This window comes from Actinopolymorpha sp. B11F2 (genome assembly GCF_040195635.1).
Lineage (GTDB): Bacteria > Actinomycetota > Actinomycetes > Propionibacteriales > Actinopolymorphaceae > Thermasporomyces.
Window position 1 is genome coordinate 268274 of the sequence record NZ_JBEFTX010000002.1, and the last position, 20530, is coordinate 288803.

Below are 20530 nucleotides of genomic sequence, written 5' to 3' on the forward strand. Positions count from 1 at the left end.
CACTATCCCGCCGCCGCGCAGCCTCTGGCCTCGACCTTGACCATGAAGAAAAGTGGGCCATAGCACCGCAAAACATTCATGATCAGGATCATGATCACGGGGAGGTGTTCGCCGGGTTGGCGACAAGATGGTTAAGCTATGGAACTGTGTCCGAGGAAGAACCATCGGGAGCGGTCGACGCGGAGCCGTCGGTCGAGCGGGCCGTCCGCACCCTCGTCCGGGTGGCCCGCCTCTTCAAACGCGCCGACGCGGGCCTCAGCCTCGCGCAGTTCCGCACCCTCGAACTCGTCTCACGCGGCACCGAGCGGTCGACCCAGATCGCGAGCCGACTCGCCACCAGCAAACCCGCGGTGACGGTCGTCGTCGACGGGCTGGTCGCGGCCGGGCTCCTCACCCGCAGCAGCCTGGCCGGTGATCGGCGGGTGATCCGGCTCGCCCTCACCGACGAGGGCCGCGCCGCTCTCGCCCGCGCCGAACGCGCCTACTGCGAACGGCTCGAGCCGCTCCTCGACGAGGTGTCCGACCGCGACCGCCTGCTGGCGCTCCTCGCCGAACTCGATGACGTGATGGACGCGCGTTGGGCCACCCGCCGCAGCCCCGCACCGACCACCCCGGAGGTATCGCACACCAGATGACATCAGCCACCGCGACCGAAGCCAGTACGGCCACGACCACCAGTTCATCCCAGTCAGCATCAGGCCCCGGCGGCACCTCGGCCGCCGGATCCGGGCGTACCGACTCCGACCGATGGATCCGCCGGCTCGCGGCCTACTGTCTGCGGTCGAAGTGGCTGGTCTTCGTAGCCTTCGGCGGCGCGATCGTCGCGATGGCGGCCCAGGCGTTCGTTCCGCTCGTCCAGCGGCACATCGTCGACGACGTCATCATCGCCGACCGGTCACCGATGCTGCCGTGGGTCGGTGCGCTGCTCGGCCTGGGACTGGTGACCTTCGGCGCCGGGTTCGTACGCCGATACCTGGGTGGACGGCTTGCGCTCGATGTGCAGCACGCGATCCGCGGTGACCTGTTCAAGGCGTTGCTGCGGCTCGACGGCGCACGGCAGGACGAGCTCCACACCGGCCAGGTGGTCAGCCGGTCGATCAGCGACATCATGTTGGTGCAGGGCCTGCTGCAGATGCTGCCGATGCTGACCGGCAACATCCTGCTCTTCGTCATCTCGTTGGTCGTCATGGCATGGCTGTCGCCATTGCTCACGGTGATCGCTCTCGCCGTAGCCCCCGCCCTGCTCCTGATCGGCTACCACAGCCGTAGCCGCCTCTTCCCCGCCACGTGGGAGGCGCAGCAACAGGCAGCCGAAGTCGCCGGCATCGTCGACTCCGCCGTGTCCGGTGTACGCGTGGTCAAGGGATTCGGCCAGGAAACCCGCGAGCTGTCCCGGCTCGAGCGGCAGGCCCGGCGGCTCTTCGCGTCGAAGCTGCGGTCGGTCCGGCTGAACAGCAGGTACGGCCCGACGCTGCAGGCGGTCCCGCTGCTCGGCCAGGTCGGCATCCTCGCCCTGGGCGGGTGGCTCGCGATCCAGGGCCAGATCACGCTGGGCACGTTCCTGGCGTTCTCCGCGTACCTCGGTCAGCTGATCGCGCCGGTCCGGATGCTGTCGAACTTCCTCGTCATGGGCCAGCAGGCCAGGGCGAGCGTGATCCGGGTGTTCGAGGTCATCGACTCTGAACCGCTCGTGCTCGAGAAGCCCGACGCGATCGACCTTCCGCAGGGTTCGGGAGCGGTGGAGCTGCGCGACGTGACGTTCGGCTATCTCGAGTCCGACCCGGTGCTGCGCGACCTCTCGCTCGAGGTGGCGCCGGGGGAGACCCTCGCTCTGGTGGGCACAGCGGGTTCGGGCAAGTCGACCATCTCCCACCTGCTGCCGCGGTTCTACGACGTGCAGCGGGGCAGCGTGCGGGTCGACGGCTACGACGTACGCGACGTGACATTCGCCTCGCTGCGGTCGCGGATCGGCCTGGTCTTCGAGGACAGCTTCCTCTTCTCCGACAGCGTGCGCGCCAACATCGCCTACGGCCGGCCGGACGCCACGGACGAGCAGATCCGGGCCGCGGCCGCCGCGGCCGAGGCGACGGAGTTCATCGACGAGTTGCCCGACGGGATCGACACGGTCGTGGGCGAGCGCGGCCTCACGCTGTCCGGCGGCCAGCGGCAGCGGGTGGCCCTGGCGCGGGCGTTGTTGAGCGACCCGACCCTCCTCGTGCTCGACGACGCGACGTCCGCGGTCGACCCCGAGACCGAGGCCGAGATCCACACCACGTTGCGCCATGTCATGGCCGGGCGCACCACGATCATCATCGCCCACCGCCAGTCGACGCTGCAGCTCGCGGACCGCATCGCCGTGCTCGACGCCGGGCGGCTCCGCGACGTCGGTACGCACGAGGAGCTCACCGAACGCTGCGCGTTGTACCGGTTGCTCCTGTCGGGTCCGGGCGACGACGCGGAAGGCGTCGACGCCGGTGAGCTGGAGGCGTTCCTCGCCTCGGAGACGTCCGCCGACGAGTCCCGTTCACCGTGGATACGCACGACACCGGAGGAGCCGAGCCACCTCACCCGCGTCCAGACGCCGACCGGACTCGGCGGTGGATTCGGCGGCGGAGGCGGCCGTGGCGGCGGCGGCGGCGGTGGTGGTGGCGGCTGGCTGGCGAGCATGCCGCCCACGCCGGCACTGCTGGAGAAGGTGGCGAAGCTCAAGCCGGCCACCGATGTGCCGAAGGTGAGCGTGGCCGACGCCGCGCAGCCGGACCCGGGCTTCTCGTTGCTGCGTACGCTCCGGCCGTTCCGGACCCCGTTGCTGCTCGCGCTGCTCTTCGTGGCGCTCGACGCGGTGGCGACGTTGTGCCTGCCGCTGCTGATCCGGCACGGCGTCGACGCGGGCGTGACGCGGGATGCCTTCTCGGTGGTGCTCATCGCGGCGGCGGTGGCTCTGGGCGTCGTGATCGCCGACTGGTCCATCATGATGGCGCAGACCCGCGTCGCCGGCCGGACGGGTGAACGGGTTCTCTACTCCCTGCGGGTCAAGCTCTTCTCCCATCTGCAGCGGCTCGGTCTCGACTACTACGAGCGCGAGATGGGCGGCCGGATCATGACCCGCATGACGACCGACATCGACGCGTTGTCGTCGTTCCTGCAGACGTCGTTGCTCACGGCGGTGGTGGCGATCCTGCAGTTCGTCGGCGTCCTCGTCGCGCTGGTGTGGATCAACGCCGAGTTGGCGCTGGCGGTCCTGGCGCTGATGCCCATCCTCGTGGTCGCGACGCTGATCTTCCGGGCGAAGTCGTCGGTCGCCTACCAGGAGGCCCGCGAGCGGATCAGCGTCGTCAACGCGGACCTGCAGGAGAACGTCGCCGGCATGCGGGTCTCGCAGGCGTACGGACGCGAGGACCACAACGCAAACCGGTTCGATGCCAAGAGCGAGGCGTACCGGGTCAGCCGGCTCCGGGCGCAGCGCTACATCGGTACGTACTTCCCGTTCGTCCAGTTCCTCAACCTGGCCGCGGCGGCAGTCGTTCTCGGCGTCGGTGCCGGGTTGGTGCGCAATGGCGCCTTGACGGCCGGTGCGCTGATCGCGTACCTGCTCTACCTCGACCTGTTCTTCTCGCCGGTGCAGCAGTTGTCGCAGGTGTTCGACGGCTATCAGCAGGCCCGGGTCGGTCTGCGGCGGATCGGGGAGTTGCTGCGTACGCCGACCTCGACGCCCGAGGCCTCCGGTGCGACGAAGATCGAGGCACTCTCCGGTGAGGTCGTCCTCGACGACGTCCAGTTCCACTACGACAACGCGACCGGCAACGCCCTGAACGGCATCAACCTGACGGTGCGGGCAGGCGAGACGGTCGCGCTGGTGGGGGAGACGGGTGCCGGGAAGACGACGCTCGTCAAGCTGGTGGCGAGGTTCTATGACCCGACCGGCGGCGCCGTCCGCGTCGGTGGGCACGACCTGCGCGACCTCGACCTCGCGTCGTACCGACACCGGCTGGGCTACGTCCCGCAGGAGCCGTTCCTCTTCCCTGGCACCGTTCGCGACGCGATCGCCTACGGACGTCCGGACGCCACCGACGCCGAGATCGAGGCGGCGGCCCGCGCGGTCGGCGCGCACGGCGTGATCGCCAGGATGCGCGACGGTTATTACCACACCGTGGGCGAACGCGGCCGCAACCTGTCGGCCGGACAACGCCAGCTCATCGCCCTCGCCCGGGCCTATCTGGTCGATCCCGACATCCTGCTGCTCGACGAAGCGACCGCCGCGCTCGATCCGGCGACCGAGGCGCTGGTGATCCGGGCGACCGAGACGCTCACCCGGTCTCGCACCACGCTGCTCATCGCACACCGGTTGACTACAGCCGAACGCGCTGACCGGATCGTCGTCCTCGACCACGGTCGAGTCGTCGAGGACGGTACGCATGCCGACCTGTTGGCGGCGCGCGGTCGATATGCCGGACTCTGGGCGGCGTATGTCCGGGGGGAACAGATCGTCGCCTGAACCGCGCGGCCTTCGCGGCAATTGTCTCCGACGACAAGGAAACTACAGCCGCGTAGTATCGCCGGTGTGACAGACGGGTCAGTGCTAAAGCGTTATGTCACCACGTTCGCGCCCGCATTTGTCGCGGGTGTCGCCTATTATGCTGCCGCGAGAATCGGCCTTCTCCAGGAACTTGTCAACGGACAGGTCACGCCTCTGTGGCCGCCTACAGGGATCGCTCTCGTGGGTCTGCTGCTCTTCGGCCTGCGCACCTGGCCAGGCATCGCCGTTGCCGCCCTTGTCGTCAATATGTCGGTCGGTCCGATTGCTGCCGCGGTTGCGATTTCGGTCGGCAACACCCTCGCACCGGTGGGTGCCTACTTCCTGTTGCGCAGGGTCGGGTTCCGGGTCGAGCTCGACCGACGACGCGACGCACTCGCCCTGATCTTCCTGGCCGCGATGGCGGGGATGGCGGTCAGTGCCACCATCGGTGCCGGCGCACTGGTGCTGACCGGCGTGGTTTCCCCGGCCGACTTCGCGGCCACGTGGTCGGTGTGGTGGACCGGCGACGCAATGGGTGTGCTGGTCGTGGCGCCTTTCCTGCTGGCGCTGCGGGCCGTGCGGACCATGCGGGCCCTGAGAGAGATCCGGTTGTGGCGTTGGATCGAGTTCCTTGCTCTGCTGGCCGGCACCTTCGTCGTGACCGCGGTCGCCACCCGTACCACGCCGAACGTGGTGTTCCTGGTCTCACCGTTCCTGATCTGGGCGGCGTTGCGGTTCCAACTCGCCGGCGCCGCGCCGTGTGCGCTTGTCGTGTCCGTCGTCACCATCCAGGCGGTCGCCAGTGGATCGGTGCCGTTCGCCGACACCGACCTGCTCACCAGCATGGTCATCCTGCAGGCGTTCAACGCATCGGCGGCGTTGACCGCGCTGATCCTCGCCACGATCATCGCCGAACGGAATCAGGCGTACGCCCAGGTGGAGCTGGCGTGCGTGCGACTTGCCGAGGTCGTCAGCCAGCTCGACCGGGGCCGGTTGGTGACAGCGCTGATCCCGCCGGTCAGTTCGCCCACCTATGAACCGTCCTCAGGAGCGGACGAGTAGCCGGGCCGGGGTCGCGGCGTCGATGGTCCACTCTTGTCCGGGTGGTAGGCACAGGCGTTGTCGAGAGAGTCCGTGATCGACGACTTCGACTTCTTCGTCGTGCTTTCCTTGATGGCGTTCTGGACCAGCTCATGGATCTGCTGGTAGTCCGGGTTCGAGGGGCGGATCACCTCGTTGGTGAAGGCGATACTCGTCACGTCCGCGCCTTTCACCTTCCAGGCCAGGTCGGCGAACGCCGGCAACAGGTCGTGCGGAATGTCGGTGGAGAAGAGGTCTCGTGACGAGGCGGCGAGTGCCTCGTACCGGGTGAGGACCCTGAGCGGATCCGCCTGGTCGATGATCGCCTTGATCACGCACCGCTGGCGGCCCATCCGCTGGTAGTCGTCGGCGCCATAGCGCCCACGCGCGAACCACAGGGCGTCGAACCCGTCCAGGTGTTGGTTCGGCCCCTGCTCGATCCAGCCGCCGGGGACCAGGCCCGCGTCGGCCTCGCCGCCCATCGCCACCCGATGGTTGACGTTGACGGTGATCCCGCCGAGAGCGTCGATGAGTTCCTTGAAGCCCTCGAGGTTGACCATCGCGTAGTAGTCGACGGGAACTCCGAGTGCGCCGCTGACGGCCAGCTTCGTCGCGTCCGCACCGGGATTGTCGCTGTCGAGGAGATCAGGGTGCTGCGCGGGGACGTTCCGGTAGACCGAGTTGATCAGCCACTCCAACTCGTTGCCCGGGCCGGCGTACGTGCCGTTGGGGTAGACCCGGGCAGGTGCCGATCCAGCGGGGAACGGGATCTTCTGCAGGTTGCGCGGGACGCTGAACATCACGGTGGCGCCGGTCCTGGTGTCGATGCTGGCGAGGATGATGGTGTCCGGTCGTACGCCGGACCGGTCCGGCCCTGCGTCGCTGCCGAGCAGGAGGACGTTGACCCGGCCCTGGTCCTTCCATGGGTTCCCCACGGCGCGCGGCGCGGTCGTCGGCCGGGTGGCGCTCTTACTCGTCGAGCCGGCGAAGACGTGCTCCACGAGGTCCTTCTGCACCCAGGCGTACCGTCCACCGACGGCGAACGGAACCGCGATCACCGCGACCAGGACCGTGACCACGGCGACGGCCGCGATGCGGTGCATGACACTCATCGCCGACGGTCGCAGGACGAGATAGGTGGCCACGACGGTCGCCGCCCACGCGAGCCCGATGAGCGGGAGCACGATGGCCAGCAGCAGCAGGGTGTCTGGCCGGAGGGCCAGGTGGACGATCGCCCGCGGCTGCGTCAGTGCGAAGTAGCCGACGACGGCGCAGAGTGAGACGAAGACGAGGAGAATCGACGCGCCGGTCACGCGCCGTCCTGCCGCCCACAAGCCACTACCTGGAAGGATCGCGCCGACAAGGAGGTGACGCATTGTCGGGGCGATGGACTTGGGCGCGTTTCGAGACCGATCCCGGTTGGAATTGTGCGACGAAGTTCCACTGTTGTTCGGTGCTGGTTCGCGCATACTTCATCGTCACAGTGGCGCGAATTCGACTCAGGGATTTCTGAGAATTGAGCAGAAATTCGGCGGGTGGCAGGGAATAGTGTCCGCGCTTGTCGTAGGGTCAAAGTTACCCATCAAGGATTGAAATAGGCGCGCAGTCCGGCGGCACGATAAGCCGCCAGCGCCGCCGTCGAGGAGTCTATCCGAGTTGCGCCGACAGTCCGATCTGATCCGGAATTCCAATAGACGAACGCTTTTACCCGCGGCCAGTCCGCGGCCCGCATTCCGAGCTGGCGGAGAAGCTCTGCTTTCGCCTGTGGACTACCTGGCTTCTCCGCGACTCCCCATTCGGCGAGCATGAGCGGCTTGTCCGGTGCGAACTGGGTGGCCCATGTGTAGAAGCCAGGCCACTTCGGATGGGTGGCGAAGCGCCGGTCCATCAGGTCCGAAACACCGCCCCAGTACTGTCCGGTGCCGAAGACATAAGGGTCGTACGCAATCCAGTCGACGACGTCATCGCCGGGATACAGGTCTCGATACCAGGGCTGGACTCCCCATTGTGGGAGTCCGATGTAGTTCATCACCCGGACGAGGTGGGACACCCCGCGTCGCTCCAGTCGGGTGACGACGTGGCGGTACATCGCACGGTAGTCCGCTGCCGTGTAACCGGATCCCTCGGTCGGGTCGACTTCGTTCTCCGGCTCATGGTGAACGGCGAAGAAGAACGGCCGGTCGTAGTTCTTCTTGATATGGGCCGCGAGCCGGTCGAGTTCGGCGTTCGCCGCCCCTCTGGAAACGTCGTACCAGCTGTGTCCCGCCTCGGGTTTGTAATTGATGAGGAGCAGGCGTTCCTTTCCGGGCTCGTCAGCCAGGGCGATTTCCCGACTCGTCGGAAAAAGCTGGCCCGCCCGGTGGTAGAAATGCGCGATGTTGACGGTCCGGTCGATCTGCCTTTCGTAGTCGACCAGAGCCTCCGGCCAGGTTTCGCCGGCGACTGGATTGGCGGCGACTCCCCACCAGGCGCCGCAGGTTGGTACGAGCTTCTCTTCGATGCCACACGAGCTGTTGACCGACACGGTGGCGGTCGCGGGCGGTCGGGCAGGCTTCTTCGGTGCCGGTTGCTGGCACGCCATCGACGCGGCGAGCATGCCGGCGACGACCACCGCGGTCGTGACCTTTCCGCGTACATCGGCCATCTTCTGGGGAGGTCAGCTCCTTCGAGCAGGTCGAGCACATCGCAGGCGGGCCTGGTCGGACGGGCCTGGGCGCGAAGCGCCCCCAACCCGCAGCGGCGGATCGGGGGCGGTTCGTCACGTATGGACGGAAAACATAGCGTCCGAGCAGCGGCAGAGGAAGACCAGACGATCAAGAAGGTCCCGGGCAACCGGAAGTCGCCGGCCTCAGGCCGGGCCGGCCCCCAGGGCGTCGAGGATGGCCGCCTCCACCGGCCGGGCGCCGCGGCGGTCCACGAGTCGAAGCGGCTCGAGGAGTGCGACGCCCGGTTGGGCGATGACGCGGGGAGTCCTCCCGCGGTGCGGCCATGATGCAGCGTGGACGACGAAGGGATGGCAGAGGTAGACGTCTCCCGCGGCACCCGTCGCGTGTACGACCGGCCGCCGCGTACTCGCCTCGTCGACCAGTGGACTCAGGGCCTGGCCGTCCATCCCGGCGTCTCCGGCCCGCGCGAGGACCCGGGCGGCGTCGGCATGTGAGCCGGCACGGAGCCGGGTCGGTGCGTCGTCGAGGCCGACGTCGGTGAACAGGAAGATGGCGAGGAGGCCGCGGTCTCGGCTGCGGATGTTGGTCCGCCAGGTGTCATCGACCGGGAAACTGGACTCGACATGCCACCCGGCATCCCCAGGGTCAGCCGGGTGGGGAAACCGCACCGGGACCGTTCCTCCGATGCCGGACCGTTTCCACCAGGTGTCGCGGCCGAGGAGTTGGTCGTAGGCCTCCCACAGCGGCTGGGTGGTACCCGCGTCGGTGAAGGGGCCGCCCTCCGGGCAGTTGATGCGGGTGACTGGCGACGTCCACGTCGCGGGGTCGTCGCGACGGATGCCCTTGCCGGCCAGCTCGGCCCAGATGACCTCGAGACAGGCGTCAACCGTGGGTTGCGGTACGGCGGCAGACACGCGGACGAACCCGTCCCGCACGAAGTCGGCGATCTCGTCGTCGGACAGCATCGTCACCACCCTGCGGTTGTCGCTGACGCCGCGTCAATGGGATTCGGGTGGGGTGTCCGGTGGTCGCGGGCGGGCCGAACCGAAGCCCCACAGGGGGACTACGGCGGGAAGCAGCCGTTCGTCAGCGGGGTCATCGACCCTCGGTCTTGCTCGAGGACGATGGTGATCCCGCTGTGACACCGGACCCACGAGTCGCCCTCCCGCCGCTGCAGGACGGTGTGCAGAGGGAGGCCACGCGGCACGTCGACGGTGAACACTGCCTCGCCTTCGACGAATGACTGGTCGTCCTCGTAGTCCGCCAGGTGGCGTTCGTCGACGACTCGGCCGTACCCGTCTTCGATCCGTTGGCGGAGCTCCCACCAGGGGTGACCGTCGGGCTCGAACGTGATCGCCAACCGAGCCGTCTCGTCGGGCCAGGGCGGCAGGTCGACCTGCCCGGGCCGCGCGATCCGGTAGCGGAGGTCCAATAGCGGGCCGCGGGGCGCATCCCCCAAAGGGATGGTCAGGTCATATGTGCCGGGAGTGACCGGGCCCGCCTCGGTCGTCGCGTACAGCTTCAACCTGAGGGTCGACGTCTGACCGGCAGGGATATCGGTGATGTAGTCGGCGGCGGCACAGGGGTCCTCGTCGATCGGGTCTCCTGCCGTGGTCCATCCCTGCCCGCACATGCCGGTGACCCCCAGAACAGCGCCATCGCCGGCACGCTCCGCCTTGCCGGCGAACCGGACCAGGCCGGCGATCGACATCTCGCGGTCCGGTTTCACCAGGACGAGGGAGGTGAGCGGTGCGCGGTGGTGCAGTGTCCCGGCCGGAAGGCGCTCGACGGCGATGCCCTCACCGCCACGAATCTCGGCCGAGTCGAGCAGCACATGCAGACCCGTGGTGGTGACGGGCTGGTCCGCGCCGCACCCGGCGGCGGCAACCGTGACGCCGACGGCGAGAACCATCGCGACGTGTACCCATCGGATGCGCGCCATGAGACCTCCGGTCCCGTGCGCTTTCCCTTGCCGGCGCAGGGATGTCGTGAACCTACGACCGCATGCCGGGCCGGTCAACGTCTCCGTCAGGAGTCCGCGCGTTCCTGATGGCCGGCAAACCCTCCGGGGTCAGGCATGGGTGTGGTGCTCATGATCGGCATGCCCGACGGGCTCGAGTTGGAAGGTGGAGTGCTCGACATCGAAGTGTCCCGCAAGACATGCCTGCAGGGCGTCCAGCAGCTGGGGAGCGTGCCCGTCGTGGAAACATCCGGCCTCGACGACGACATGCGCCGACAGCACCGGCAGGCCGGACGTGACGGTGTGGACGTGCAGATCGTGGACGTCTCGCACGTGGTCGACCTGACAGATGTGCGTACGAATGTGATCCAGGTCGAGCTCTGCGGGCGCCGCCTCGAGGAGGACGTTGACCGCCTCGCGGAGCAGGCGCAGCGCCCGAGGGACGATGACGAACCCGATCGCCATCGAGACCAGCGCGTCGGCACGGGTGAAGCCGGTGACGGCGATCACCCCGGCCGCCGCGAGCACACCTACCGATGTGGCGCTGTCGGTGGCCACCTCGAGGAACGCTCCGCGCAGGTTGAGGCTCGCGGCGCGCGCCCGGTAGAGCAGCGCCACGCCCACCAGGTTGCCGGCGAGTCCGATCGCTCCGAACACGGCCATCCCGCCCGGTTCGACGGCGGTCGGCTCGAGGAGTCTTCGTACGCTCTCCAGGAGGACGTAGCCACCGATGAGGCTCAGCATCAGACCGTTGGCGGCGGCCGCGAGGATCTCCGCACGTGCCCAGCCGAACGTGTGGTGACCGGCCGCGGGACGGCTGGCGAGGAGCGTCGCACCAAGCGCCAGCGCCACGCCGCCGGCGTCACCGAGGACGTGGCCGGCGTCGCCGAGCAACGCGAGGCTCCCGGTGAGGAATGCGCCGGTGACCTGAATCGCGAAGATCGCCAGGGAGATCGCGAGTGTCGCTGCCAGTAGCCTCCGGTGGCGCCCGGTCGCCGTCACCCCATGAACCCCATGACTGTGGCCATGGGCGTGGCCGCGATCCGTCGCTGGCGGGCGTGGAGCATCGCCGTCGTGGGCGGGTGCTCGGAACCGGCCGACCCCGGGAACGAACCGGCCGACCCGCGCCGCGTAGGCGTCGTAGTCGGTGCCGTGGACGCGACGCAGGTACGGCTCCTCGATACCGCGCACCTGCCGCTGGACGGTGATCAGCAACCATGCCCAGCCGGCGACGGCGAGCACGTTGGGCACCGCGAGAACCAGCCCGGCCGTGGCGACGAGTCCGGCGCTGAAGATCGGGTTGCGTACGAGCCGGAACGGTCCCGTCGTCACCAGGTCGGTGCGTTCGGTCTCGGCGACGCCGATGCGCCACGACCGGCCCATTGCCAACTGGGCGGTGAAGACCGCGGCGATGCCGACGCCCGCGACGGCCAGGCCGGTGAGGCGTACCGCCGGCGTGTCCAGAATGGGCAGTGCAGGAAGGCCCGCCAGCTCGGCGACCGGTGCGGCCGCCAAAACCAGCAACGGGGCAAGGGAGCGCAGGCTGGCCCACCACCGCACGCGACCTCCGACCGATCCGGAACGTCTGGGAGGTCGTACGCCTGTGTCGCCGGTTCGCCGCAGCTGGATCAACCCGCGGACGCCGACGACGAGGACAGCGGCCAGGGCGTAGCCGCACAAGGCGAGGACACTGAACGTCATGGCTTCTCCCGGCGCTGGCGTCCGGGCCGGCGCGGCCGCTCGATTCGCACACCTCCGGCGGCGCTATCCGTACGTTCGGGATGGACGGCGTCGGTGTGTTCGGTATGGGCGACCGCGAGGTCGAGGAGCATGCGTACATGTGCGTCGGCCAGCCGGTAGTACGCCATCCGACCGTCCCTGCGGGCCGTGACCACCCGGTGGGCGCGCAGCAGACGCAGCGCATGGGACGTCGCCGACTCGCTCAGTCCGGTCACGGCGGCCAGGTCGCAGACGCACAGTTCGCCGTCCAGCAAGGCGAGGAGCAGCCCCAGCCGGCCCGGGTCGGAGAGCAGTCCGAACACGTCGGCGGTGTCGACGAGCGCGGTCTCAGCCGGCATCCGTTCCACGACCGCCGCGACCCTGGGCGCGTCGACGACGCGAGAGGCGCAGCTGTCGTTCGCCTCAACCGGCGGTGTCGGCGTCACGGCCAAGCCCCCGGGTCGACCTCACGGTCGAGCCCTGATCATCTGAATAGCTGTTCATACATTGAGGCTAGCCCACCTGACGACAGTCGTGTCAACTGCCCGCTCTCCTCCGTAACCTTGGGGTCGGTGCCCGGATGAGGGCGGCGTGGCGCGGCCGGGCGAGGGGCGGGATGGACGATTCCACCGCGGCGGAGCTCCTGGTCGCGGCCAGGGCTGGAGACGACGATGCCTTCGACCGCCTGGTCGGACCGCTGCGAGGCGAGTTGCACGCGCACTGCTACCGGATGTTGGGCTCCGTCCACGATGCCGACGACGCCGTACAGGAGACCCTGCTGCGTGCGTGGCGCCATCTGGAGCGATTCGAGGATCGTGGCTCGGTCCGGTCGTGGTTGTACAAGATCGCGACCAACCGGTCCCTGACCCTCATCGAGCGTCGAGGTCGCCGCGAGCTCCCCACCGATCTGAGCCCGCAGGCCGCACCGCTGGCCGAGACGACATGGGTGGAGCCGTATCCCGACCAGCGGCTCCGCTGGAGCGCGGAGCTGAGCCCGGAGGCGCGCGCGGTCGCGCGGGAGAGTGTGGAGCTCGCCTTCGTCGCCGCGCTCCAACACCTGTCCGCGTTGCAGCGAGCCGTGCTGCTGCTGCGCGACGTCCTGGGGTTCGCGGCGCGGGAGGCGGCCGATCTGCTGGACACCTCCGTCGCGGCCGTCAACAGCGCCTTGCAGCGGTCCCGGAAAGTCCTCGAGGGTCTCCTTCCGGATGCCACCCAGCAGGCGACCCTGGACGCGATGGACGACGCGACCCGTCGCGACGTCGTACGCCGGTACATGGCCGCATGGGAGGCCGGAGACGTCGATGCGATCGTGGCGATGCTGACCGACGACGCGAGGTACTCGATGCCGCCGCTGCCCGCGTGGTACGAAGGCCACGACGCTATCCGCGCCTCCTGGTCGAAGGGCCGCTCCGCGACCGCTGGCGCTTCCTACCGGCCGAGGCGAACGGTCAACTGGCCTTCGCAACGTACACGTGGGACGAGGCGAGGGCGGTCTTCGTCCCGGGTGGCCTGGACCTGCTCGCCGTGCGCGGCACCAGGGTCGCCGAGGTGGTGTCGTTCCTCGACGCCGACTTTCCGGCGTTCGGTCTCCCGGCCGAGCTGGCCGGCTGAGCTGGCTGGCTGAGCTGGCTGGCTGAGGCTGATCGGTCCGTCCGCGCCGGGCGCCCCGAAAATCGCTTGCCGTCGTGGCGATCGTCTGCTTCTCTCGCCGGGAGAGTTGGTCGACCAGGGAGAACGAAGATGCGGCAGGCGTTCATGTCCACCCCGAATGGATTTGTTGCCTATCCAGAGGACATGACGCTTCGTGAGCACGTTGAACCTGGGGATCCTGGCGCATGTAGACGCCGGTAAGACCACCCTGACCGAGCGGCTGCTCTTCGCCGCCGGTGTCATCGACAAGATCGGCAGTGTCGATGACGGCAGTACTCAGACCGACACGTTGGCACTGGAGCGGCAACGCGGCATCACCATCAAGTCCGCGGTGGTGTCGTTCGTTCTCGACGATGTCACGGTCAACCTGATCGACACGCCCGGACACCCGGACTTCATCGCCGAGGTGGAACGGGTGCTGAGCGTCCTCGACGGTGCCGTGCTGGTGATCTCTGCCGTCGAGGGGGTGCAGGCGCAGACCCGCGTGTTGATGCGGACTCTTCAGCGGCTGCGGATCCCGACTCTCATCTTCGTCAACAAGATCGACCGCGGGGGAGCGGGCTACGACCGGATCCTGAAGTCCATCGCCGAGAAGCTGACCCCGGCGATCATCCCGATGGGAACCGTCAACGACCTGGGCACCCGTCGCGCCGGTTTCCTGCCCTTCGCCCCGTCCGACGCGGAGTTCACGGGCAGGCTTGCCGAACTGCTCGCCGAACACGACGAGGCCCTGCTGGCCGCGTACGTCGACGACGAAGATGCGGTGTCCTACGACCAACTGAGCGCCACGCTGGCCACCCAGACCGGACGGGCGCAGGTGCATCCGGTGTACTTCGGCTCGGCGATCATCGGCGCGGGCACAGAGGCGCTGATCGCCGGTATCACCGAGTTCCTACCCTCGGTCGGCGGTGACAGTGATGGCCGAACCGACGATGCCGACGCCGAGGATGACGGACCCGTTTCGGGCACCGTCTTCAAGGTCGAACGGGGCACGGCCGGGGAGAAGATCGCATTCGTACGCATGTCCTCCGGGACGGTACGCACCCGAGACCGGCTGCGGTTCGGCCGGGACAAGGAAGGAAAGGTCACCGCGATCCGGGTGTTCGACCGCGGGTCCGCCGTCCAGCGGGCGTCGGTGACGGCCGGCCGGATCGGAAAGCTCTGGGGGCTCGCAGATGTCGAGGTCGGCGACCAGATAGGCGAGTTCGGAGGGGTTTCGGAGCCCGGCGGCAGAGCGTACTTCGCCCCACCCACGCTGGAAACGGTCGTCGTGTCCCGCAGTCCCGGTGACAAGGGCGCCTTGCATGTCGCACTCGCCCAGCTCGCAGAACAGGACCCGCTGATCAATCTGCGCCAGGACGACGTGCGGCAGGAAATGTACGTCTCGCTCTACGGCGAGGTGCAGAAGGAGGTCATCCAGGCAACGCTGGAACGCGACTACGGCATCGACGTCACGTTCCGCCAGACCACGATGATCTACATCGAACGGCCGGTGGGCACCGGTACGGCCGTCGAGCTGCTGGGCAAGGAGGGCAACCCGTTCCTGGCAACGGTCGGGCTGCGCATCGAGCCGGCGCCGATCGGCGCCGGCGTGGACTTCGGGCTGGACGTCAAACTGGAGTCGACTCCCCTCTATGTCTACAAGACGGTCGAGGAATTCCGGAAGGCGCTCGACAAGACCGTGCGGGAAACGCTGCGCGAGGGAATTTACGGGTGGGAGGTCAGGGACTGCACGATCACGCTGACGAGTTCCGGCTACAACTCACCGGGAACTACGTCGGGAGACTTCCGCAAGCTGATGCCACTGGTGCTGATGAGCGCACTCCAACAGGCCGGAACCGTGGTGTGCGAGCCGGTGCACCGCTTCCACCTCGACATGCCCGCGGACACGCTCGGTGCGATCCTGCCGGTCCTTGCCCGGCTGCGTGCAGTACCGGACACACCGACCATTCACGGGGTGTCGGGCACGTTGGAGGGTGAGATCCCGGCGGCGCAGGTGCATGAGTTCCAGCAGCAGGTGCCGGGACTGACCCGCGGCGAAGGCGTACTCGAGTCCTTCTTCGACCACCACCGGCCGGTCAGCGGTGCGCCTCCGACCCGGCCACGGACGGACAACAACCCCTTGAACCGCAAGGAGTATCTCCTCCACGTCCTGCGTGGGGTCTAGGGGTGTCCCCTAGCGACCTTCCGCGGGATTCTACGCAGCGCGGCCCTCGCCCTCGCCAGAGGGCGCGGCCACGCCCTTCTGGCTCACCGGCCACCGTCCGGTGGACACCCGCCATGCGAAGTACGCACCCATCAGGAACCAGACCGCACCCGCGGTGCCGTCTTCCAGATTGCCGCGCTCGCCTCCCGGGTCGACCGTCAACGAGATGAGGTAGGCGAAGATGACGGTGAGGAGCGAGCTGGCAAGCGCGAGCCCAATGCCGGCGGCGATCCGTGCGACGATGTGCCCGCGGAACGCCCCACCGACGTAGATTCCGAAGCCGAGGATTCCCGCGAGGATGCCGTATCCGCCCTCTCGGAGTTCGGGCACGTAGGTGTTGGCGGCGAAGTACACGATCACCATGACGACAAGGGCGGCGCCGCCGACGACAGCGGTCGCCGCGCAGATCCCCAGCAGTACTCGGCTTACCCGCATGGTCAACGACACTCCCTGAAGTTCCTTGTGCGCCGATGGATGGAGTGCCCAACGTACCCACCATGATCGGGGACCGGTCCCGACGTCACTCGCTTCTCCCCGCGGCCAACAGGTCAGCCATCTCCTCGTCATGCGCAGCGTGGCGGGCCCAGCCCTCCGCGGTGGCGTTGTAGCGATGATCCCTGATGGTCATGTCGATGCCATGAGCGATCAGGAATCTCGCCGCGGCGACGTTGTGGTTCACCGCGCACTCGTGCAGGATGCTGGCCGGCTCGTGCGTGCCCCAGCGGGTGTTGATGTCCGCTCCGTGCTCGAGCAGGAACGCGGCGATCTCGAACTGCCGGTTCACGCATGCCCAGGCGAGCGCGACGTCGAGTATCTGTTGCACGTTGCTCGTACCCCAGCCGAGGTCCGCCCGCGTCCGCGGACTGTTGGCGGGGAAGTGGTCGTGGGGATTGCCCAGCGCGGGTCGGCCGGCGTCGTCGAACCAGCGCCTGACGCGAGCAATGTCGCCCACACCCGCCGCGTGTGGCAGGTCGTCCGGCAGCGGCCAGACGCGGGTCAGGAGGGGAATGAGATGCGCGTTCCCGTACTCCAGTGCGGACACGAGCGCGCGCGATCGTGGCGGCGTGTGGCGGTGGAGCACGGCGGGATCGAGATCGAGAACGTGCGTCATGAACGCGGCGCGATCGGTCCACGCGGCGCGGTCGAGCAGGTGAACCTGAAGCTCGACGTACGAATCGCCGAGTAGGTAGGGCTCGCTCTGGAACCAGCGGGTGAAGGCGGGCAGGTCATCCGCATCCATCGCGCGCGTGAGCTGGACCATGATGAACGCGCGCCAGGGTGCGGTGGCTGCCGCGTTCACGTCAGGACTCACTGTCTCGATTTCCTGTCCACACAGGAACTCGACGAAGGCGGAGCGGTCCCGCCAGCGGTCGATTCGCTGGCCGAGATCGTTGTCGAGGGCGATGCAACGGTCCAACAGCACGGATGCGACGGCATCGTGGTCGAACCGGCAGGCGCACAGGAATGCCTCGTTCACCACGGAGCGATTGTCGAGGCTGCCGTGGGCTGCGCGCATCGCGCCCGGTTCGTCCAGGCACGTACGGACGCCGTCGAGGTCACCCAGTGCGGCGAGAAGGGGAAGCGTCCGCGGGAGCACACCCTTGTCCCACAGGAGTTGGAGCATCCCCGCGGCGCGCGTCCTGATGATGCGCTCCCACACCGAACGCTCGACGACAGCGCCGGCATCGATGAGGACTTCCGCGCACCCCGGCCGGTTGTACATGTCCTCTCGGATCGGGTCGGTGTTGTCGTTGGCGAACGAGGTGGTGGCGTCGAGCAGGGTGTCGCCGAGATCATCGCGCCAGGACAGCAGGGCCGGATACTCCGCGGTCAGCCGCTTCAGGTGGGCGACGTCATTGTCGTGAATGGCCCGCCTGGCCTGGACTGACGCCCATTCGAGGCCGCTTCCCGAGCGTTTGAGGACTTCCTCGCGAAGATCGTGCCAGCCGGCAAAACCGTACTCACGCGCAAGCACCAATTGGGCGTCACGCTGGGAAAGTGGCAGGCCGATGTCCGCCACCGCTGAATGCGCACGTGCGACCGCCTCCTCGTTACCGGCGGCGGTGTCGCGAGCGAGTCTCTTTGCCTGCTTGCGGATCGACTCCAGAGATGGTCGCACCGGCAGGCTCTTTGGCGTGGTCATGGCGACCTCCTTTCATGAATCGCCTGTGTCCCGCTGATATCAGGCTGAAAGAAGGTGCAGAGCACGCTACTCGAGATCGAGACAGGTGGGACAGTTCCCTTGCCGCGGGCTGGAGGCGCCCTGTGAGCGCGCTGTCAGCAGTATTGACGGGGTGCCGGGCCGCTGTCAACGCACGTGGACATACGGCGTCTCGTTCAGGTGCCGACGTAGGCCGCGAGGTGCTCGCCCGTGAGGGTGGCGCGACCGGCGACGAGAGAGGCCGGCGTGCCCTCGAAGACGATCCGGCCGCCGTCGTGGCCGGCGCCGGGGCCGAGGTCGATGATCCAGTCCGCGTGCGCCATGACCGCCTGGTGGTGCTCGATGACGATGACCGACTTGCCTCCGTCGACGAGCCGGTCGAGCAGGCCGAGCAGGTGCTCGACGTCGGCCAGGTGAAGTCCGGTGGTCGGCTCGTCGAGGACGTAGATGCCGCCCTTGTCCCCCATGTGGGTGGCCAACTTGAGCCGCTGCCGCTCGCCACCGGAGAGGGTCGTGAGCGGCTGGCCGAGGCTGAGGTAGCCGAGACCGACGTCGGCCAGGTAGCCCAGGATCTTGTGTGCCGCCGGCGTTTTCGCCTCACCGGAGCCGAAGAACTCATCGGCCTCGGCCACCGACATCGCGAGCACCTCGGCGATGTTCCGGCCGCCCAGCGTGTACTCCAGCACCGCCGACTGGAACCGCCTCCCCTCGCACTCCTCGCAGGTGGATTCGACGGTGGCCATGACACCCAGGTCGGTGTAGATGACGCCGGCGCCGTTGCAGGTGGGGCAGGCGCCCTCGGAGTTGGCGCTGAAGAGCGCCGGCTTCACGCCGTTGGCCTTCGCGAACGCCTTGCGGATCGGCTCGAGCAGACCGGTGTACGTCGCCGGGTTGCTCCGTCGCGAACCGCGGATCCCGGTCTGGTCGACCAGCACCACGCCGTCGCGGCCGATCACCGAGTCCTGGATCAGTGAGCTCTTGCCGGAGCCGGCGACGCCGGTGACCACACAGAGCACCCCGAGCGGGATGTCGACGTCCACGCCCTGGAGGTTGTGCGTCGACGCGCCGCGGATCTCCAGCGAGCCGGAAGGTGAACGCACCGATTCCTTGAGGGACGCCCGGTCGTCGAGATGGTGGCCGGTCGTGGTGTCACTGCGCCGTAGCCCTTCGACGGTGCCCTCGAAGCAGACGGTGCCGCCCTCGGTGCCAGCGCCGGGGCCGAGGTCGACTACGTGGTCGGCGATGGCGATGGTCTCTGGCTTGTGCTCCACGACGAGTACGGTGTTGCCCTTGTTCCGCAGTTGCAGCAGCAGATCGTTCATCCGCTCGATGTCATGGGGGTGCAGGCCGATCGTGGGCTCGTCGAAGACGTAGGTGACGTCGGTGAGCGACGAGCCGAGATGGCGGATCATCTTGGTGCGCTGTGCCTCACCACCGGAGAGGGTGCCAGCCGGCCGGTCGAGGGAGAGGTATCCCAGCCCGATCTCGGCGAATGAGTCGAGAAGGTGTTGCAGCCCGGTCAGCAGTGGCGCCACCGACGGCTCGTTGAGCTCCCGGATCCACTCGGCCAGGTCGCTGATCTGCATCGCGCAGACGTCGGCGATGTTCTTCCCCTTGATCTTCGACGACCGCGCCTCCTTGGCGAGCCGGGTGCCGTCGCACTCCGGGCAGGTCTGGAAGGTCACCGCCCGCTCGACGAACGCGCGGACGTGGGGCTGCATCGCCTCGACGTCCTTGGAGAGCATCGACTTCTGGATCTTGGGGATCACGCCCTCGTAGGTGAGGTTGATGCCCTCGACCTTGATCTTGGTCGGCTCCTCGTAGAGCAGCTTGTGGAGTTCCTTCTTGGTGAACTTGCGGATCGGCTTGTCCATGGGCAGGCCGGCTCCGCTGAAGATGCGGCCGTACCAGCCGTCCATGCTGTAGCCGGGGATCGTGAGCGCACCTTCGCTGAGCGACTTGGTGTCGTCGTACAGCGCGGAGAGATCGAAGTCGGTGACCGAGCCCATTCCCTCGCAGTGCGGGCACATGCCGCCGAGACGGTTGAAGGTCGCCTTCTCGGCCTTCGTTTTCCCGCCGCGCTCGACGGTGATCGCACCGCTGGCCTTCACCGAGGGGACGTTGAACGAGTAGGCGTTGGGCGAGCCGATGTGCGGTTTCCCGAGTCGGCTGAAGAGGATGCGCAGCATCGCGTTGGCGTCGGTGGCCGTGCCGACCGTGGAGCGGGGGTTGGCACCCATCCGCTCCTGGTCGACGATGATCACCGTCGTCAGGCCTTCCAGTACGTCGACCTCCGGCCGCGACAGCGCGGGCATGAACCCCTGCACGAAGGCGCTGTAGGTTTCGTTGATCATCCGTTGCGACTCCGCGGCGATGGTGCCGAACACCAGCGAGCTCTTGCCCGAGCCGGAGACGCCGGTGAACACCGTGAGCCGGCGCTTCGGGAGCTCGACGCTGACGTCCTTGAGGTTGTTCTCGCGCGCACCCTGCACGCGGATCAGATCGTGAATGTCGGCAACGTGCAGCCCAGGCGCCTGCCTGTCCGTCTTCTTGGCCTTGCTCATCGTGTCTC

At 67.9% G+C, this 20530-nt stretch carries 14 protein-coding genes; 5 read left to right on the forward strand and 9 right to left on the reverse strand.

The features are described from left to right. Nucleotides 1-146: 146 nt before the first annotated feature. The 3 genes from ABN034_RS05125 (at nucleotide 147) to ABN034_RS05135 (ending at nucleotide 5578) form a co-directional block, all read left to right on the forward strand. Nucleotides 147-635, forward strand: a complete 489-nt coding sequence (locus ABN034_RS05125; RefSeq protein ID WP_349325408.1) for a MarR family winged helix-turn-helix transcriptional regulator — start codon at nucleotides 147-149, stop codon at nucleotides 633-635. Beyond that, the gene (locus ABN034_RS05130) at nucleotides 632-4495 is read left to right on the forward strand and encodes an ABC transporter ATP-binding protein (RefSeq protein ID WP_349689814.1); all 3864 of its coding nucleotides are present in this window, start codon (nucleotides 632-634) and stop codon (nucleotides 4493-4495) included. Before ABN034_RS05125 ends, ABN034_RS05130 begins: the two co-directional genes overlap by 4 nt. 66 nt (nucleotides 4496-4561) lie before the next feature. Next, a complete protein-coding gene (locus ABN034_RS05135) occupies nucleotides 4562-5578 on the forward strand; it encodes an MASE1 domain-containing protein (RefSeq protein ID WP_349689815.1) in 1017 nt (338 codons plus the stop codon). Here the strand turns inward: ABN034_RS05135 and ABN034_RS05140 are convergent. The 6 genes from ABN034_RS05140 to ABN034_RS05165 all read right to left on the reverse strand — a co-directional run bounded on the left by ABN034_RS05140 (nucleotide 5548) and on the right by ABN034_RS05165 (nucleotide 12387). Beyond that, nucleotides 5548-6909, reverse strand: a complete 1362-nt coding sequence (locus ABN034_RS05140) for an LCP family protein (RefSeq protein WP_349689816.1) — start codon at nucleotides 6907-6909, stop codon at nucleotides 5548-5550. The genes ABN034_RS05135 and ABN034_RS05140 overlap by 31 nt on opposite strands. A 269-nt stretch (nucleotides 6910-7178) precedes the next feature. After that, nucleotides 7179-8240: a glycoside hydrolase family 26 protein gene (locus ABN034_RS05145; protein ID WP_349689817.1), complete on the reverse strand. Its 1062-nt coding sequence runs from the start codon at nucleotides 8238-8240 to the stop codon at nucleotides 7179-7181. Between the two features lie 204 nt (nucleotides 8241-8444). Further along, nucleotides 8445-9227 carry a phytanoyl-CoA dioxygenase family protein gene (locus tag ABN034_RS05150; RefSeq protein WP_349689818.1) on the reverse strand — a complete coding sequence of 261 codons (783 nt, stop codon included), beginning with the start codon at nucleotides 9225-9227 and terminating at the stop codon, nucleotides 8445-8447. A 98-nt stretch (nucleotides 9228-9325) separates the two neighbouring features. Next, entirely contained in the window at nucleotides 9326-10204 is an 879-nt protein-coding gene (locus ABN034_RS05155; protein ID WP_349689819.1) for a hypothetical protein, read from the reverse strand. A gap of 129 nt (nucleotides 10205-10333) precedes the next feature. Next, on the reverse strand, nucleotides 10334-11923 hold the full coding sequence (locus ABN034_RS05160) for a cation diffusion facilitator family transporter (protein WP_349689820.1): 1590 nt from the start codon (nucleotides 11921-11923) through the stop codon (nucleotides 10334-10336). Further along, entirely contained in the window at nucleotides 11920-12387 is a 468-nt protein-coding gene (locus ABN034_RS05165) for an ArsR/SmtB family transcription factor (RefSeq protein WP_349689821.1), read from the reverse strand. Before ABN034_RS05165 ends, ABN034_RS05160 begins: the two co-directional genes overlap by 4 nt. Nucleotides 12388-12557: 170 nt before the next feature. On the opposite strand from ABN034_RS05165, the gene ABN034_RS05170 reads away from it, so the two are divergent. Both ABN034_RS05170 and ABN034_RS05175 read left to right on the forward strand, forming a co-directional pair. Beyond that, the gene (locus tag ABN034_RS05170; RefSeq protein ID WP_349689822.1) at nucleotides 12558-13565 is read left to right on the forward strand and encodes an RNA polymerase subunit sigma-70; all 1008 of its coding nucleotides are present in this window, start codon (nucleotides 12558-12560) and stop codon (nucleotides 13563-13565) included. A 180-nt stretch (nucleotides 13566-13745) separates the two neighbouring features. Further along, nucleotides 13746-15758, forward strand: a complete 2013-nt coding sequence (locus ABN034_RS05175; protein ID WP_349689823.1) for a GTP-binding protein — start codon at nucleotides 13746-13748, stop codon at nucleotides 15756-15758. Between the two features lie 30 nt (nucleotides 15759-15788). Here the strand turns inward: ABN034_RS05175 and ABN034_RS05180 are convergent, their stop codons facing one another. From ABN034_RS05180 to ABN034_RS05190, 3 genes are all read right to left on the reverse strand, one after another. Continuing rightward, complete coding sequence (locus ABN034_RS05180; RefSeq protein WP_349689824.1) at nucleotides 15789-16232, reverse strand: hypothetical protein; 444 nt, start codon at nucleotides 16230-16232, stop codon at nucleotides 15789-15791. Nucleotides 16233-16317: 85 nt separating this feature from the next. Beyond that, a complete protein-coding gene (locus ABN034_RS05185) occupies nucleotides 16318-17940 on the reverse strand; it encodes an ankyrin repeat domain-containing protein (protein WP_349689825.1) in 1623 nt (540 codons plus the stop codon). Between the two features lie 194 nt (nucleotides 17941-18134). After that, nucleotides 18135-20522, reverse strand: coding sequence for an ATP-binding cassette domain-containing protein (locus ABN034_RS05190; protein ID WP_349689826.1), 2388 nt, complete (start codon nucleotides 20520-20522; stop codon nucleotides 18135-18137). Nucleotides 20523-20530 lie beyond the last annotated feature (8 nt).

Excerpts from the sequence above, each read along its gene's own strand:
- ABN034_RS05160 (WP_349689820.1), bottom strand. The coding sequence starts at position 11,923 with ATGACGTTCAGTGTCCTCGCCTTGTGCGGCTACGCCCTGGCCGCTGTC.
- ABN034_RS05170 (WP_349689822.1), top strand. The coding sequence starts at position 12,558 with ATGGACGATTCCACCGCGGCGGAGCTCCTGGTCGCGGCCAGGGCTGGA.
- ABN034_RS05150 (WP_349689818.1), bottom strand. The coding sequence starts at position 9,227 with ATGCTGTCCGACGACGAGATCGCCGACTTCGTGCGGGACGGGTTCGTC.
- ABN034_RS05185 (WP_349689825.1), bottom strand. The coding sequence starts at position 17,940 with ATGACCACGCCAAAGAGCCTGCCGGTGCGACCATCTCTGGAGTCGATC.
- ABN034_RS05130 (WP_349689814.1), top strand. The coding sequence starts at position 632 with ATGACATCAGCCACCGCGACCGAAGCCAGTACGGCCACGACCACCAGT.
- ABN034_RS05145 (WP_349689817.1), bottom strand. The coding sequence starts at position 8,240 with ATGGCCGATGTACGCGGAAAGGTCACGACCGCGGTGGTCGTCGCCGGC.
- ABN034_RS05190 (WP_349689826.1), bottom strand. The coding sequence starts at position 20,522 with ATGAGCAAGGCCAAGAAGACGGACAGGCAGGCGCCTGGGCTGCACGTT.
- ABN034_RS05180 (WP_349689824.1), bottom strand. The coding sequence starts at position 16,232 with ATGCGGGTAAGCCGAGTACTGCTGGGGATCTGCGCGGCGACCGCTGTC.
- ABN034_RS05155 (WP_349689819.1), bottom strand. The coding sequence starts at position 10,204 with ATGGCGCGCATCCGATGGGTACACGTCGCGATGGTTCTCGCCGTCGGC.